The 16,259-nt window shown below is 35.2% G+C and carries 15 protein-coding genes and 1 riboswitch; of the genes, 14 read left to right on the plus strand and 1 reads right to left on the minus strand.

Annotated features, from left to right (window positions below; genetic code table 11):
• Window positions 1–57: 57 nt before the first annotated feature.
• Entirely contained in the window at window positions 58–441 is a 384-nt protein-coding gene (locus TTHE_RS04780) for a carboxymuconolactone decarboxylase family protein (RefSeq protein WP_013297464.1), read from the minus strand.
• A 260-nt stretch (window positions 442–701) separates the two neighbouring features.
• Here TTHE_RS04780 and asrA point away from each other — a divergent pair, with 260 nt between their 5' ends.
• The 14 genes from asrA (at window position 702) to TTHE_RS04850 (ending at window position 16,243) form a co-directional block, all read left to right on the plus strand.
• Entirely contained in the window at window positions 702–1,748 is a 1,047-nt protein-coding gene (gene asrA / locus TTHE_RS04785; RefSeq protein ID WP_013297465.1) for an anaerobic sulfite reductase subunit AsrA, read from the plus strand.
• Window positions 1,741–2,529: an anaerobic sulfite reductase subunit AsrB gene (gene asrB, locus TTHE_RS04790; RefSeq protein WP_013297466.1), complete on the plus strand. Its 789-nt coding sequence runs from the start codon at window positions 1,741–1,743 to the stop codon at window positions 2,527–2,529. Before asrA ends, asrB begins: the two co-directional genes overlap by 8 nt.
• Before the next feature lie 17 nt (window positions 2,530–2,546).
• Entirely contained in the window at window positions 2,547–3,560 is a 1,014-nt protein-coding gene (gene asrC / locus TTHE_RS04795) for a sulfite reductase subunit C (protein ID WP_013297467.1), read from the plus strand.
• A gap of 118 nt (window positions 3,561–3,678) precedes the next feature.
• A complete protein-coding gene (locus TTHE_RS04800; RefSeq protein ID WP_013297468.1) occupies window positions 3,679–4,056 on the plus strand; it encodes a nucleotidyltransferase family protein in 378 nt (125 codons plus the stop codon).
• A 180-nt stretch (window positions 4,057–4,236) separates the two neighbouring features.
• A riboswitch (TPP riboswitch) is annotated at window positions 4,237–4,336 on the plus strand.
• 113 nt (window positions 4,337–4,449) lie between these two features.
• A complete protein-coding gene (thiC, locus tag TTHE_RS04805) occupies window positions 4,450–5,751 on the plus strand; it encodes a phosphomethylpyrimidine synthase ThiC (protein ID WP_013297470.1) in 1,302 nt (433 codons plus the stop codon).
• A gap of 107 nt (window positions 5,752–5,858) precedes the next feature.
• On the plus strand, window positions 5,859–6,161 hold the full coding sequence (locus TTHE_RS04810; RefSeq protein ID WP_013297471.1) for a ferritin family protein: 303 nt from the start codon (window positions 5,859–5,861) through the stop codon (window positions 6,159–6,161).
• An 87-nt stretch (window positions 6,162–6,248) separates the two neighbouring features.
• The gene (locus TTHE_RS04815; protein WP_013297472.1) at window positions 6,249–6,821 is read left to right on the plus strand and encodes a Uma2 family endonuclease; all 573 of its coding nucleotides are present in this window, start codon (window positions 6,249–6,251) and stop codon (window positions 6,819–6,821) included.
• A 290-nt stretch (window positions 6,822–7,111) separates the two neighbouring features.
• Window positions 7,112–7,858 carry a GntR family transcriptional regulator gene (locus tag TTHE_RS04820; RefSeq protein ID WP_231292724.1) on the plus strand — a complete coding sequence of 249 codons (747 nt, stop codon included), beginning with the start codon at window positions 7,112–7,114 and terminating at the stop codon, window positions 7,856–7,858.
• 42 nt (window positions 7,859–7,900) lie between these two features.
• Entirely contained in the window at window positions 7,901–8,971 is a 1,071-nt protein-coding gene (gene uxuA, locus TTHE_RS04825; RefSeq protein WP_013297474.1) for a mannonate dehydratase, read from the plus strand.
• 148 nt (window positions 8,972–9,119) lie between these two features.
• Window positions 9,120–10,091, plus strand: a complete 972-nt coding sequence (locus TTHE_RS04830; RefSeq protein WP_013297475.1) for an ABC transporter permease — start codon at window positions 9,120–9,122, stop codon at window positions 10,089–10,091.
• A 15-nt stretch (window positions 10,092–10,106) separates the two neighbouring features.
• A complete protein-coding gene (locus tag TTHE_RS04835) occupies window positions 10,107–10,979 on the plus strand; it encodes a carbohydrate ABC transporter permease (protein WP_013297476.1) in 873 nt (290 codons plus the stop codon).
• A gap of 137 nt (window positions 10,980–11,116) precedes the next feature.
• Window positions 11,117–12,790 carry an ABC transporter substrate-binding protein gene (locus TTHE_RS04840; RefSeq protein ID WP_013297477.1) on the plus strand — a complete coding sequence of 558 codons (1,674 nt, stop codon included), beginning with the start codon at window positions 11,117–11,119 and terminating at the stop codon, window positions 12,788–12,790.
• Between the two features lie 133 nt (window positions 12,791–12,923).
• Window positions 12,924–14,993: an alpha-glucuronidase family glycosyl hydrolase gene (locus TTHE_RS04845; RefSeq protein WP_013297478.1), complete on the plus strand. Its 2,070-nt coding sequence runs from the start codon at window positions 12,924–12,926 to the stop codon at window positions 14,991–14,993.
• An 89-nt stretch (window positions 14,994–15,082) separates the two neighbouring features.
• Window positions 15,083–16,243, plus strand: a complete 1,161-nt coding sequence (locus TTHE_RS04850; protein ID WP_013297479.1) for a Gfo/Idh/MocA family protein — start codon at window positions 15,083–15,085, stop codon at window positions 16,241–16,243.
• Window positions 16,244–16,259 lie beyond the last annotated feature (16 nt).

A 16,259-nucleotide genomic window follows, 5' to 3' on the forward strand; every position in this document is an offset into this window, starting at 1 on the left:
TAAAAGGCTTTCCTTTTCTCATAGGAGAAGGAAAGCCTTTTTTAGTGAAAGCGCACTTTATTTTTCAGATGGCTTTATCATAAGTCCATTGTTGAAGTGGTTTAAACCACCGACTAGATCGATGATTGATAAAAGCTCAACTATTTCTTCATCAGTTACGCCCGCTTCTTTTAATTTGTTGGTGTATGTAGTTATGCACATTTCACAATTGTTTAAAATTGACACAGTTAAAGCAACAAAAAGTTTTGTTTTTCCGTCTATCTTGCCAGATCCCATTACAACACGTGATTTTTCAAGAAAGAGTTTAAGATATTCTGGCTTATTTGCCATTGCACGCATTGTTGGAGGAATAAATCCCATCTGCTTTTCTATTTGCTCAAATAATTGCTTTACTTCTGGACTTGCCTCTTCATTGCTAACTAATTTAACACCTATAGCCATACTATCACTCCTAAAAATGAAATAATATATACCCCCCTCTATGACGGGGTACAACATAATGATACTACTATTCTATTATGAATGCAAGTACGGTGAAAATTTTAGCTTATGTAAGCTTTGAAACAACTAAAGAGATATCCGACATATAAGTTCCTGTTATGGTTTCTATAAATTTTTATTATTATACTCGTTAAATATTTGATGTTATAATTATATCAAAATATGTTAAATAATTTTCAATTTTCAAAGGAGGAGAGAACTTGGGATATCTAATTGAGAATAAAGATTTTGACAATATTTTAAATCTACTGAAGAAAGATTATAAAATTTATGCACCGAAGCGCTTTGAAAAGCGTGGCCGGTATTCTGACACAGATCTTATAAGATACGATGAGATAAAATCTTTGAAGGACATTGTATACGATGAAAAATCCGATTTTTCACCAAAAGAAGTTATATATCCAATAACACAAGCTTTGTTTTATTTCACAGAGGATGAGTACAGAGAAAGCAAGGTATTTGATAAAAAAATACTATTATTTGTAAGAGCTTGTGATATAAATGGCATAAGAAGACTTGATACGATTTTCCTCCAAAATGGTGATACAGAAGATATTTATTACAAAAGACTCCGTGAAAAAGTAAAATTCGTTTTGATGGAATGTAAAGATGGCTGGGATACCTGCTTCTGCGTTTCCATGAACTCCAATAAAACAGATAACTATAGTCTAGCGATAAGATTTAATAATGATAATGTAATGGTTGAAGTTAAAGATGATGAATTTATTGACATATTTAAAGATAAGAAAGAAATAGATTTTAAGCCTGAATTCGTAAAATCAAATCCGAAGGTTGTCCATGTTCCAGAAATAGATAATACAGATCTACTTAAAAAAGTATATGATCTTGACATGTGGGAAAGCTTTAATTCCCGCTGTATAAGCTGCGGTGCTTGTACTGCTGCTTGCATAACATGTAGCTGTTTTAATACAGTTGATTTAATTTACAGTGAAAATGCAAATGTCGGCGAAAGAAGAAGAGTGCAGGCAAGCTGTATGCACAAGGATTTTACAGAGATGGCGGGTTGCCATGTATTTAGAAAAACTGCCGGTGAAAGGATGAGATTCCGTACACTTCATAAAGTATATGATTATAAAGCTCGCTTTAAAACGGAAAACATGTGTGTCGGTTGCGGCCGCTGTGATGAAAGATGTCCAGAGTTAATATCCTTTTCGACAACGATAAATCGTTTATACGATGCAGTTGAAAAGTTGAAGTCGGGTAAAGGAGGCAGCATAAATGAATAATATTTTCATGCCTAAGCCATATAAGATACTTGAAATAGTTCATGAGACGAATTTGGAATACACATTTAGAGTTGAAGTTGATGTAAAAGCAGAGCATGGGCAGTTCTTCCAAATTTCCATTCCAAAGATAGGTGAAGCACCTATCTCAATAAGCGCTATGGGTGACAATTGGATGGAATTTACTATAAGAAAAGTTGGAAAAGTAACAAATGAGATATTTAACTTATCTCCTGGCGATAAAATATTCATGAGAGGACCTTATGGTAATTCATTCCCCGTTAACAAATATAAAGGAAAAGACTTAGTTGTTATAGCGGGTGGTACAGGTGTATCGCCTGTTAGAAGCTTACTTAAGTATTTTTATGATAATTCGGAAGAAATAAAATCGCTACACTTTATAGCAGGCTTTAAAGATGAAAACAGCGTCTTATTTAAAGACGATTTAAATAATTTTAAGACAAAATTTAACACTATATATACTCTTGATAAGAAAAAAGTCGATGGATTTGAAGTTGGCTTGGTGACAGAGCATATAAGTAAAATACCATTTGATAGCTTTGATGATTACAATGTCATTGTCGTTGGTCCGCCAGTAATGATGCATTTTACAGCATTAGAATTATTGAAAAATGGGGTAACAGAAGATAAAATTTGGGTTTCCTTTGAGAGAAAGATGTCTTGCGGAATTGGAAAATGTGGTCACTGCAAGATAAACGAGACGTATGTTTGCCTCGAAGGTCCTGTGTTTAACTACACAAAAGCGAAGGATTTACTTGATTAAATGTGGAGGTGTATGTAATGAACTATGATATAGATGTAAAAAAAGTCCGCAGAAATTGTTACAGGCAATCGAAAGTCCGCGGTGAATTCATGCTGCAGATGCGCGTTCCAGGCGGTGTAATGGATGCTAAATATCTGTCATATGTAGAACATATTGCAAAAACATGGGGAAATGGACAATTTCATCTTGGCGTAAGACAAACTTTATCAATACCTGGAATAAAGTACGAAAATATCGATGAAGTCAATAAGTATATAAAGACGTTCATTAAAGAGATAGAAGTAGACCTTTGTGGTGTTGACATGGAAGTAGATGACAATGGATATCCAACGATAGGTTCTAGAAACATTATGGCTTGCATAGGAAATAAACATTGCATAAAGGCAAATATAGACACAACATCACTTGCAAGAAAAATTGAAAAAATCATCTTTCCAAGTGATTATCATATAAAAGTAAGCATAGCCGGATGTCCTAATGACTGTGCAAAGGCTCATTTCAACGATTTTGGAATTATAGGCATTACAAAAACAGAATATGATTACGATCGCTGTATAGGATGTAAGAAATGTATCGAGGCTTGTAAACAACATGCTACAGGTGTTTTATACATGGTAAATGGAAAAATCGAGAAAGATTCGTGCTGCTGTGTTGGCTGTGGTGAGTGTGCACTTGTATGTCCCACAGGCGCTTGGTCTAGAAATCCTAAGAAATTCTACAGAGTCCTCATTGGTGGCAGAACCGGAAAACAGACACCTCGCATGGGAAAGATTTTCTTGAATTGGGTAACAGAAGATGTAGTGCTGGGCATACTTAAAAATTGGCAAGATTTCTCAGCGGATGTATTGAATCATAAACCAGTATATCTTCATGGAGGTCACTTGATAGACATGGCTGGATACAATAAATTTAAAGAGCTTATATTAAAGGGTGTAGAATTAAACCCTGAAGCTATGGTTGCAGATAGAATATTTTGGGCAGAAACTGAATACAGGTCAAATATAAACGTTAAGCCTGTTTGTGAATGTTAAATTAAAAGCGAAGGAACCCCCTTCACTTTTTTGATGGTTTATTATATATTTTAAGTGAATTGATTATTTTGATGTAAAATGATAAAATTAAGCCGTATAAATTTTAGGTGGTGATATTGTGCCGCTTTCGGATCAAGAGAGAAAAAATATACGTGAAACATGGCGTATAAAAGTCGAGAAAGATAGAGAAATAGAAACGTATAGAAAAAAAGAGGCTTTTGATAGAGTATATAAAATTGCAAAGATATTAAAAGAAAAGTATTTTGTTGATAAGGTTATATTGTATGGTTCACTTGCAAGAGATGACCGTTTTGATAATCTATCTGATATTGATATTTTTATTGATGGATGGGATGATAGTAAATTTAACTATTGGACAATGTTGATTGATGTTGAAAATGTTGCAAAGCCTTATAAAATAAGCATAGTTACGCAAAAAGAAGCTTATAAATCTCTGCTAAATGAAATATTGAGAGAAGGGAAGATTATAGAGTGACGGATATTAATAAAATTAAAGTCACATTAGCAAGACTACAGTTAGAACTTGAGAATATACAGAAATTATATGATACTTTAAATGAGAGAGGCTTATTATTAAAATACTGTGGATACAATTTTTTGCCTTTACAATTTTAGAGTTTTAAAGTATAATTAGATTAAATTTAATACTTGTGAAATTAGTTTGCGGGGGAACCATTTTGGTTGAGAAGGTAAAACCTGACCCTTAGAACCTGATGTAGTTAATACTACCGTAGGGAAGCAAATGTTTGTTATTATAAAGCTTTACCATGCGGTAAGGCTTTTTTATTATTCTGATATTAAATACTACCTTCTTTCTCCCCTTCATTTTACAAGTATCAAAAAAATAATTTATGAAAGGATGACCATGATGAATTATACTACACAGTTAGACGCAGCAAAAAAAGGAATTATTACGGAAGAGATGAATGTTGTGGCAGCTAAAGAAGATATTGAAGTGGATTTATTGCTGAGTAAGATAGCTTCTGGTGAAGTAGTTATACCTGCGAATAAAAACCATGAAGCACTTAGTCCAGAAGGTGTAGGGGCAGGCCTTAGAACAAAAATAAATGTAAACCTAGGTGTATCAAGGGACTGCAACAATGTAGATGCAGAATTAGAAAAGGCAAAAAAGGCGATAGAAATGAAGGCAGAGTCAATTATGGATTTAAGTTCATATGGTAAAACTTTTGAATTTAGAAACAGATTGATAGGTATTTCTACAGCCATGATAGGTACTGTTCCAGTATATGATGCTCTAGGATATTACGACAAAGATTTAAAAGATATTACTCCTTCAGAATTTATAAAAATCGTTGAAAGGCATGCACAAGACGGCGTTGATTTTATGACCATTCATGCAGGCATCAATAGAGAGACAGCGGAAATTTTTAAAAGGAATGAAAGACTTCTTAATATCGTTTCTCGCGGAGGCTCTTTATTATATACGTGGATGGAATTAAATGATAAGGAAAATCCTTTTTATGAGTATTTTGATGATATTCTTGACATATGTGCTGAGTACGATGTAACAATAAGCCTTGGCGATGCATTGAGGCCAGGATGTATAAGTGATTCCACAGATGCATGCCAAATAAAAGAGCTTATAACGCTGGGCGAACTTGCAAAAAGAGCTTATGAAAAGAATGTTCAAGTGATTATTGAGGGACCGGGTCATATGAGGCTAAATGAAATCGAAGCAAATGTTTTGCTGGAGAAAAAGCTATGTCATGGTGCACCGTTTTATGTATTGGGGCCAATTGTAACAGATATTGCTCCAGGATATGATCACATTACAAGTGCAATTGGCGGTGCGATTGCTGCAGCAAGTGGAGCAGATTTCCTATGTTATGTTACACCAGCGGAACATTTGAGGCTTCCAACTATTGAAGATATGAAAGAAGGCATCATTGCTTCTAAAATAGCTGCCCATGCAGCAGATCTAGCAAAAGGCATACGTAATGCAGAAAAATGGGATAACGCTATGTCTTACGCAAGGAAAAAGCTTGATTGGGATGAAATGTTTAGATTAGCTATAGATCCTGAAAAGGCAAAGAGGTATAGAAGTGAATCTCTACCACATGATAGTGAAACATGTACAATGTGTGGGAATATGTGCGCTGTAAGAAACATGAATAGAGTTATTACAGGAGAAGATGTAAGCTTGTTATAGATTCAACTAGAAAAGGCTTTTGAGTTAAATTGATAAAATTAGGTAAATTGCTATTCTTATGGTATAATGGATGTGTAATCGAATAAAATATAAAAGGGGGCTACAATATGCCTGATTTTGGTACTCCATTTGCTGGGCTTGCAAATAAAAACAAGATCACACATGAGGAGCTTATAAGAGCTATACGATTTATGGTGGCGGCAGAGTATGAGGCTATACAGTTATACATGCAGTTAGCAGAGTCTACAGATAACAAATTAGCAAAAGATGTTTTAGTAGATATAGCTAACGAGGAAAGAGTGCATGCCGGAGAATTTTTAAGGCTTTTGAAGGAATTATCTCCAGACGAAGAAAAATTGTATGAAGAAGGAGCAAAAGAAGTAGAAGAGATGATTGAAAAAAATAAATAGATTAGGTATAGTAAAATTTCACCGAAATGTTGATATGAATACACAAAAATAACGCTTTTAAATTTCGTAAATAAGGAAGGGAAAGATATGGCTTTACCTGATGAAAATAAGACGTATACGTATCGCGATTATAAAAAATGGAAAGATGATAGACGCTGGGAGTTAATAAATGGGAATCCATATCTCATGGCTCCGCCTTCAAGAATACATCAAGAGGTCTTACGAGAGATATTAACTATTTTTTCCTTGTATTTAAAAGATAAATCTTGTAAAGTCTATAGTGCTCCATTTGGAGTAAGACTTCCTAAAGCAAACGAAAATGATGATGACATAGAAACGGTTGTAGAACCTGATATTGTAGTAGTGTGTGATAAGTCGAAATTAGATGATGAAGGGTGTAAAGGTGCACCGGACTTAGTTGTAGAGATTGTTTCACCTTCTACAGCCAGAAATGATAAAATTAAAAAATTTAATCTATATGAGATGGCAGGAGTAAAAGAGTACTGGATAGTAGAACCGGATAACAAGATTGTAACTGTTTTTACGTTAGATGACGATAAAAGGTATGGAAGGCCTGGGATATATTCTGATGAAGATAAAATTAAAGTTTCAATTTTTGAAGATCTCATCATTGATCTAAAATCTGTTTTTACATTTTAGCTTAACCATCAAGACACAAGTGAAGACTCTCTTGTGTCTTGTTTTTTAACTTCAATTCTGTTTTATTTTTCCAGAAAAAAATTTTAAAAACAAGAAGGATTTTTGAAATTTGCGTAGAATATTATATAATATAAACAGAGACATATTAATATACTAGTATACAAGCTTAAAAACTAAAGTGATTTTTACTAACTCATTACGCTTTATGTCCCCTATGAAATATTTTTAAGCAGAAAAAAATCAAGTAAAAAAAGAAGGAATTTTAAAAAGTGTGTCGAATATATAGAAATATGAATATTAATATACTAGTATACAAGAATACAAGTATGCAAAATAGGGGATGTGAAGCGATGGGATTAGAACTTTTGGAAAACAATACGTATGAGTCTAAAAAAGATTATATCTACAGAATGATTAGAAAGAACATAATCGACATCAATCTAAAGCCTGGGGAGGTTATATCAGAGAATGATATAGCTAATGCATTTGAAACCAGCAGGACGCCTATTAGAGAAGCATTTACGAGGCTGGCAAATGAAGAACTGATTGAAATCTACCCACAAAAAGGCACGTTTGTTTCTTTGATAGATATAAAGCGTGCTCAAGAAGCAAAATTCATGAGGGTAAATCTTGAGAAAGAAATCGTAAGACAGGCTTGTAGAGAATTTCCAGATGACATCTTGTTTCAGCTTGAAGCGAATATAAATCAGCAAGAATTTTGTGTCATGAAAGAAAATTATATAACCATATTTGACTTAGACAACGAGATGCACGAGCTTATATACAGAGGATGCAAAATGGATAGGATTTGGTCAGCCATAAGGTTTATAAGTGGTGATTATGACAGAATAAGGACCTTGAGATTATCATCTGATACTGACTGGAATGCAATAATTGATGATCACAAGCAGCTTATTAAAGCCATAAAAGACAAGGATGAGGAAAGAGGACTAAAAATAATCAGCGATCACTTAACGATGATAGATAGAGATGTGATACTGCTTAAAGAAAAGTACCCAGAGTATTTTAAACAATAAAAAATGTTGCACTAAAAAATCTACAATAAGGGAGTAAGATATATGAAAATGACTTTTAGATGGTTTGGCGAAAAAGATGACAGTGTAACACTTGATCAAATTCGCCAAATACCAGGTGTTTCAGGAATTGTAGGGGCTTTATACGATGTGCCAGTAGGAGATGTATGGCCGATTGAAAAAATTCTTGATTTGAAGAAAAAAGTTGAATCATATGGTCTAGAGTTGGAGGTTATAGAAAGTGTAAATGTTCACGAAGATATTAAGCTTGGACTTCCAACGAGAGATAGATACATTGAAAACTACAAGGAGACCATCAAAAATCTGGGCAAAGCCGGTGTTAAAGTTGTTTGCTACAACTTCATGCCTGTATTTGACTGGATAAGAACGAATTTAAATGAAAAATTGCCTGATGGATCATATGTCATGTCTTACGATGAAGACAAGATTAGAGGAATTGATCCATTAAAACTGATAGAAGATATGGACAAAGGCTCTAATGGCTTTATACTTCCTGGGTGGGAACTTGATCGCCTAAAAGAATTAAGAATGCTGTTTGATATGTATAAGGATGTAGATGAGGAAAAATTATTTGATAATCTTAAGTACTTTTTGGAAAATATCATACCTACATGTGAAGAATACGATGTAAAGATGGCGATTCATCCGGATGATCCGCCATGGTCATTATTTGGATTGCCAAGGATAGTAACATGCAAGGAGAACCTTGAAAGGATTGTAAACCTTGTAGATAGCCCGTATAATGGATTGACACTTTGTAGCGGTTCACTAGGCTCAAATCCTGAAAACAATATACCAGAGCTTATAAGGTATTTTGGAAAGATGGGCAGAATTCACTTTGGACATGTAAGGAATATAAAGTTCACAGGTGAAGGCAAATTTTATGAGACATCTCATCTATCTAGCGACGGATCCTTCGATATGTTTGAAATCATGAAGGCTTATTATGATATAGGCTTTGAAGGATATATAAGGCCGGACCATGGAAGGATGATATGGGGTGAAAAAGCAAGACCAGGGTATGGGCTTTACGATAGGGCTTTGGGTGTAGCTTATTTAAATGGTTTGTGGGAGGCTATTCAGAAAATGTCTTGAGATAAACTTGTATTTAGTATTGTGATTGTCATACTATTTAAGTTTGTGACTATATAGAAATCGTTGCCAACTATTACAAATCGCATAATATTTTATTTGTATTTTAAGATGTTTGCTTAGTCAAACGTTAGTGAAAGGGGATAAGCAAATGGATTCAGTTTTAATGAATAAAGGCAGAAGCAATGAAAAGACCAAAACGAAGAAAAACAGTAATTTCAAAAACACGTTAAAAGCTATAAAAAAAGACTGGCAGCTGTATAGCCTTCTTATACTTCCTATAGCGTACTATATCATTTTTAGATATATACCTATGTACGGCAATATCATAGCTTTTAGAAGATTTGTACCTGGTGGTCCTGTGTATGGCACAGAATGGGTTGGACTTAGATATTTTAACATGTTTATACACGATCCAACATTCTGGCACGTTTTTAGAAATACGATAATTTTAAGCGTAGAATATTTGGTAATAAGCTTCCCATTTCCAATAATTTTTGCACTGCTTTTAAATGAGATTAAAAGCACATGGTTTAAGAGATTTACACAGACAGTATCATATTTGCCATACTTTATTTCTACAGTTGTTTTGGCAGATATGGTAATGGAAATACTTTCACCATCATCTGGTGTTGTAAATATGTTGTTAAAGCATTATTTTGGATACACAATAAATTTCTTGGCAGAGCCTCAGTGGTTTAGAACTATATATATTGTTTCAGGTATATGGCAAGGCATGGGGTGGGGCGCTATACTTTACCTTGCAGCACTGACAAATATCAACCCAGAATTATATGAAGCAGCTATTATCGACGGAGCTAGCAGATGGCAGCAAACGATATATATAACTATTCCAGGTATAATGCCAACGATTATGATTCTCTTGATATTAAATATCGGTGGACTTTTGGCAGTAGGTTTTGAAAAGATACTGTTGCTTTATAATCCGCTAACATATTCGACGGCAGATGTTATATCGACATACGTATACAGAATGGGTCTTGTATCAAACAACTTCAGTTATGCGGCTGCAGTAGGTATGTTTGAAGCGATAATAGGTCTTACACTAGTTTATACGGCAAACTACTTGTCGAGAAAATTTACAGAGTCAAGTTTATGGTAAGGGAAGTGATGATAAATGAAAGAATCAAAGCAATATAAGATATTTAAAGTAGTAAACACAATAATAATGATAATTGTAATTTTAGTGACGCTTTATCCATTTTGGTATCTTGTAAGTTTATCATTAAGCAGTGAAAAATACGTATATGCAGGTCTTGTTTCAATATTTCCAAGAGGATTTACTTTAAAGACATATCAAGTTCTTTTGGCAGAGAAAGAATTCTGGACCAGCTATAAAAACACGATTATTTATACTATTGTAGGGACTCTTATATCATTGTTTTTATCGACGCTTTTAGCATATCCTCTCTCAAAAAAGCGTCTTAAAGGAAGAGGAATAATACTTGGATTTGTAGTATTTACCATGTTTTTTAGCGGCGGATTGATACCAACTTACTTATTAGTCAATGCATTAGGGATGAGAAATACAATATGGGGTGTTGTGCTTCCTGGTGCTGTCAGCACATTCAATGTAATAGTCATGAAGACTTTCTTTGAAGGTATACCAACTGAGCTGGAAGAAGCTGCACAAGTTGATGGAATGAGCACTTATGGAATATTGCTTAAGATAATCCTTCCGCTTTCAAAACCTATTATGTACGTTATGGCGCTTTTCTATGCGGTAGGTGTGTGGAACAACTGGTTTGGACCATTTATATATCTGGATGATAATACCAAGTTTCCTGTTGCGCTTTATTTGAGAAATATAATAGTAGGCTCACAACAGACAGCAGTCAGCAGTACTTCAGATGTAAACAACTTGGCGCAAATATCTGCAACTGTAAAATCAGCAAGTGTTATACTTACATCAATACCTATAATGATGGTATATCCATTTATACAGAAGTACTTCGTTCAAGGTGTCATGATTGGCTCACTGAAAGGTTGATTAACAGTATCTAGGTATCAAAGAAATGAAAGAAGGTCAAGCTTTCGTATTCTTTTAAGGAGGTGATGGTTAAACATAAAAAAACTAAATTTTCTGCTATATTTAAATATTTGATTAATAAAGAGGAGGATTTTTGTATGAGTAGAAATGCAAAAAAATTGCTGTCATTTTTATTAGTTGTTGTGTTGGCAGTCAGTGTTTTACTGGCAGGGTGTGGCAATAAAAACACGGAATCTAACAGTAACATAAATACTAGCAAACAGGAGCAGACAGCAACAAATAGTAAAGACCCGCAGAACTTACATTTTAAATCAGATAAGCCATTAGAATTTACAATGCTGTACAGTGATCACCCAAATTATCCATATAAGGAAGATTGGCTTTTATGGAAGGCTATAAAAGATGCTACAAATGTTTCATTAAAGCTTACAATAGTGCCTATGAGTGACTATTCGCAAAAGAGAAGTCTTTTAATTAGCTCAGGTCAGGCGCCAGAGATAATACCTAAGACTTATCCTGGTCAGGAAATACCATTCGTTGCATCTGGTGCTATACTTCCAATAAGCGACTATATAAATGAGATGCCTAACTTTTCAAGAGAAGTTAAAGAATGGGGACTTCAAAAAGATCTAGATACATTAAAGCAAGCTGACGGAAAGTTTTATGTACTGCCAGGACTTCATGAGCTCTACACGATGCAGTATTCTTTAGCAATCAGACAAGACATATTTGAGAAAAACAATATACCGATTCCAAACACATGGGATGAGTTAGAATCGGCATTAAAAAAATTAAAGGAGATATATCCTAATTCTACACCAATGTCAGACAGATGGCAAGGAAAAGCATTACTTCTTAATGCAGCACCAACATTTGGCATTCCAGTATCTAGCAGTGATGGATTGTTTGATTGGACTGGCGCTAATGTGTTATACAATAGTTCGAAAGATGATTGGGAATTTTATCCAACTTCAAGTGAATACAAGGATATGCTGACATACTTCAATAGACTTGTTAAAGAAGGGTTATTAGATCCTGAAACATTTACACAAACAGATGACCAAGCAGTACAGAAATTTGTAACTGGTAAATCATTTGTCATCATGACAAATACTCAGGAAATACAAAATATGATAAACAGAATGAATGAGACACTAGGCCAAGGTAATTTCAAAGTTACACAGATTGTGCCTCTAGCAGGTCCTAAAGGTGCAGTTGTAGCAGGCAGCCGCCTTGAAAACGGTATAATGATATCTGCTAAGGCTAAAGATGATCCTAATTTCCATCAGATGCTTAAATTTATCGACTGGCTGTGGTACAGTGAAGAAGGCGAGACGCTTACGAAGTGGGGCGTTGAAGGTGTGACTTATCAGAAAGTCAATGGTAAGTTCCAGCTTATGCCTGATGTAAACTACATGAACTTAAATCCAAGTGGCACTAAGAACTTGCAGAAAGATTATGGATTCTCTGGTGGTGTATTCTGTCTATTATATGGTGGACCAAAAGATCTTGCTGAATCAATGATGACACCAGAAGTAGCTAAACTTGAAGAAGAAGTAAATAGCACCAGAAAATTACTACTTCCTCCACCGCCTGTTCCACTTAATGAAAGTCAAAGAGAGCAGTATAACATGCTGAATCAACCGTTGGCTGATTATGTACAGCAGATGACATACAAATTTATAACAGGTGTTGCATCACTTGATAAAGATTGGAATAACTTTGTACAGCAATGTAAAGCACAAGGTGCTGACCAGTTAGTGAAGCTTACAAATGATGTATATAAAAGCACAAAAGACAAAATGAAATAAAATAGCAGCTGTTTGATGATTCCCTTTGAGGGCTTCTGCCTTCAAAGGGAAAAATGTTAGTAAGGTAAATTTACTTAAATGTCTAAAAGGTAGTATTATATTAGTAGATAATTGGGTTATGGAGAGTGATAAAATGAATAATAAAAAAGTTGCTGGCAGAATGTACGATTGCTGGCTTAGATATGAGCTTTGTGATGAAAAAGTACTTGATAGTTATGAGGATTATTTTAAATATATTGTAGTTAAAAGCAATGATAGGATTATTAGTAATGCGGTCAATGAGCTAAAAAAAGCTTTATCGAATATTAAAGATGTCGACATAGAAATAATCGAAAATATACCAAAGTCAAATTGCATTTTTATAGGCACACTGGATGATTTTAAGGCAGAAGGATTAAAAGTGGATTTAGAAAGAGAACTTAAAAGTGAAGGCTTTGCATTAAAGGTTGTAAAAAAGGATAATCACAATGTATTGTCCATAATAGGCGGAAGCGAGAAAGGCGTTTTATACGGTGTTTTTCATCTCATAAGATCTATATTTGGCGGCAAAAGTCTGAAAGATGCATTGTGCATTGAAAATCCTCAAAATGATTTTAGGATATTAAATCATTGGGATAACATGGATGGCAGTATTGAAAGAGGTTATGCAGGAAAATCTATCTTCTTTAAAGATAATCGCATAGTCCAAGATCTTTCCAGGATAAAAGATTATGCAAGGTTGCTTGCTTCTATTGCAGTAAATGGCGTCGTAATAAATAATGTCAATGTCCATCAACAAGAGACTAAGCTTATTACAGATGAATTTTTGCCTGATGTAAAAAGGATTGCAGATGTCTTTAGAGGTTACGGCATAAAGACGTACTTAAGCATAAATTTTGCATCTCCTGTTGAGATAGGTGGTCTTTCTACTGCAGACCCGCTTGACGATGAAGTTAAGAATTGGTGGAAAGATGTAGCATCAAAAATATACAGCTACATTCCTGACTTCGGAGGATTTTTAGTAAAAGCAGATTCAGAGTTTAGACCTGGACCATTCACATACGGACGCAATCATGCAGATGGTGCAAATATGCTGGCTGAGGCATTAAAGCCATATGGCGGTATTGTCATCTGGAGGACCTTTGTATATAATTGCATGGTTGACTGGAGAGACCGCTCTACAGACAGAGCAAAAGCAGCTTATGACAATTTCAAGCCGCTAGATGGAAAATTTATGGATAATGTTGTCTTGCAAATAAAAAATGGTCCGATGGATTTTCAGATAAGAGAACCTATTACACCATTATTTGGCGCTATGGAAAAGACAAATGTTTTTATGGAGTTCCAGATAACACAAGAGTACACAGGACAGCAGAAGCATTTATGCTACCTTGTGCCCCTTTGGAAGGAAGCTTTAGACTTTGATACATTTGCAAAAGGCGAAGGCTCGTTTGTGAAAAAAGTGGTAAATGGCAGCCTATTTGGAGCAAAATACGGCGGAATTGTGGCTGTAGCGAATGTAGGCGATAGTGAGTCATGGACAGGACATCCTCTTGCACAATCTAATCTTTACGGTTTCGGAAGGCTTTCATGGAATCCAGACCTTTCGTCAAGAGAGATAGCTGAAGAGTGGGTGAGACTTACATTTGGGTGCGATGAAGATGTTTTGAAGACGGTTGTACCGATGCTGCTGGAATCGAGAGAGATATATGAGGAATACACAAGCCCGCTTGGGATAGGGTGGATGGTAAACCCCGGTCATCATTACGGGCCTAATGTTGATGGGTATGAGTACTCACATTGGGGAACGTATCACTACGCCGATTTTAGAGGTATAGGTGTTGATCGCACTGTAGCAACAGGTACAGGTTATACGGCACAGTACAAAGAGCCTGTTGCGAAAATGTACGAAAACATTGATACATGTCCTGATGAGCTTTTGCTATTTTTCCACCATGTACCTTATGACCATAAATTGAAATCAGGGAAAACAGTCATTCAACACATATACGACACACATTTTGAAGGTGTAGAGCGGGTAGAAAAAATGAGAGAATCTTGGATGAAGTTAAATGGAAAAATAGACGACGAGATATTTAAAGCAGTGTTAGAAAGATTAGACATACAGGTTGTTGATGCTAAAGAGTGGAGAGATGTTGTAAATACCTATTTTTACAGAAAGACAGGCATAAAAGATGAATATGGAAGGAAAATTTATGAATAACCGTCTTAGGCAAAGCTTGAGATAGAAATACGGTAAAAATCTAAAAATTTGGATTATAAAGTTAGTTGATTGATTGGAGGAAGTTTATTATGATTAATATAGCCATAATTGGGGCAGGTAATATTTCACCTGCCCACATACAGGGCTTTTTGGAGTTTAAAGACAGGTGCAAAATCGTAGCCATATGTGATATTTACAAGGATAAGGCAGATGAAAAGAAAAGGCGGTTTGGCTTAGATGATGCCATATTGTACAGCAATTATAAAGAGATATTGAAAAGAGAAGATATCGATTTGGTGGACATATGCACGCCGCCATACACACATGCAGACATTGCAGTGGAAAGTTTAAATGCCGGAAAGAATGTAATCGTAGAAAAACCGATGGCATCATCATTAGAAGAATGTGACAGGATGATTGAAGCATCAAGGAAAAACAAAAAACTCTTGTCGGTAATAGCACAGAATCGCTTTAGGACTCAATTCATGAAACTAAAAAAGATCGTAGAGTCAGGTTTAGCGGGGGATATAGTACATGCACAAGTTGACTCATTTTGGTGGAGAGGTCATTCATACTACGATCTGTGGTGGAGAGGCACATGGGAAAAAGAAGGTGGTGGTTGCACACTAAATCATGCAATACACCATATAGATATGCTTATATGGCTTTTGGGGATGCCTGAAGAAGTACAGGCTGTCATGAACAACGTAGCACATGACAACGCCGAAGTTGAAGACATATCGATAGCGATACTTAAGTATAAAAGTGGTGCGTTAACTCAAATAACCAGTTCAGTTGTGCACCACGGCGAGGAGCAGCAGATAATACTTCAAGGGAAAAAGGCCAGGATATCTGTACCGTGGAAAGTATATGCATCTACAGCATCAAGCAATGGTTTTCCGTCAGGCAGAGATGAAGAACTAGAAAAGAAGATACAAGATTATTATGACAGCTTGGAAGAAACGAAGTACAGCGGTCATACTCCACAAATAGATGATGTATTAAAGGCATTAGAATCAGAACATGAAATCTTGGTAAGTGGTAGCGACGGAAGGAATGCCTTAGAGCTTATAACTGCTATATACAAAGCAGCTACAACAAAAGAAGCTGTCAAATTGCCACTTGAAAAAGATGATCCATTCTACACAGTAGATGGCATAATGGCAAGAGTGCCTCATTTTTATGAGAAAAAAACGTTTGTAGAAAATTTCAACGACGAACGCATAACATTTGGAAGGGAGATAAAGTAAATAAAGGAGGAACACC

The organism is Thermoanaerobacterium thermosaccharolyticum DSM 571 (genome assembly GCF_000145615.1).
Taxonomy (GTDB): domain Bacteria; phylum Bacillota; class Thermoanaerobacteria; order Thermoanaerobacterales; family Thermoanaerobacteraceae; genus Thermoanaerobacterium; species Thermoanaerobacterium thermosaccharolyticum.

Coding starts and splice junctions, on each gene's coding strand:
- TTHE_RS04820 (WP_231292724.1), top strand. CDS start 7,112: ATGAATATTAATATACTAGTATACAAGAATACAAGTATGCAAAATAGG.
- uxuA (WP_013297474.1), top strand. CDS start 7,901: ATGAAAATGACTTTTAGATGGTTTGGCGAAAAAGATGACAGTGTAACA.
- TTHE_RS04810 (WP_013297471.1), top strand. CDS start 5,859: ATGCCTGATTTTGGTACTCCATTTGCTGGGCTTGCAAATAAAAACAAG.
- TTHE_RS04835 (WP_013297476.1), top strand. CDS start 10,107: ATGAAAGAATCAAAGCAATATAAGATATTTAAAGTAGTAAACACAATA.
- TTHE_RS04850 (WP_013297479.1), top strand. CDS start 15,083: ATGATTAATATAGCCATAATTGGGGCAGGTAATATTTCACCTGCCCAC.
- thiC (WP_013297470.1), top strand. CDS start 4,450: ATGAATTATACTACACAGTTAGACGCAGCAAAAAAAGGAATTATTACG.
- TTHE_RS04815 (WP_013297472.1), top strand. CDS start 6,249: ATGGCTTTACCTGATGAAAATAAGACGTATACGTATCGCGATTATAAA.
- TTHE_RS04840 (WP_013297477.1), top strand. CDS start 11,117: ATGAGTAGAAATGCAAAAAAATTGCTGTCATTTTTATTAGTTGTTGTG.
- TTHE_RS04845 (WP_013297478.1), top strand. CDS start 12,924: ATGAATAATAAAAAAGTTGCTGGCAGAATGTACGATTGCTGGCTTAGA.
- asrC (WP_013297467.1), top strand. CDS start 2,547: ATGAACTATGATATAGATGTAAAAAAAGTCCGCAGAAATTGTTACAGG.
- TTHE_RS04780 (WP_013297464.1), bottom strand. CDS start 441: ATGGCTATAGGTGTTAAATTAGTTAGCAATGAAGAGGCAAGTCCAGAA.
- asrB (WP_013297466.1), top strand. CDS start 1,741: ATGAATAATATTTTCATGCCTAAGCCATATAAGATACTTGAAATAGTT.
- TTHE_RS04830 (WP_013297475.1), top strand. CDS start 9,120: ATGGATTCAGTTTTAATGAATAAAGGCAGAAGCAATGAAAAGACCAAA.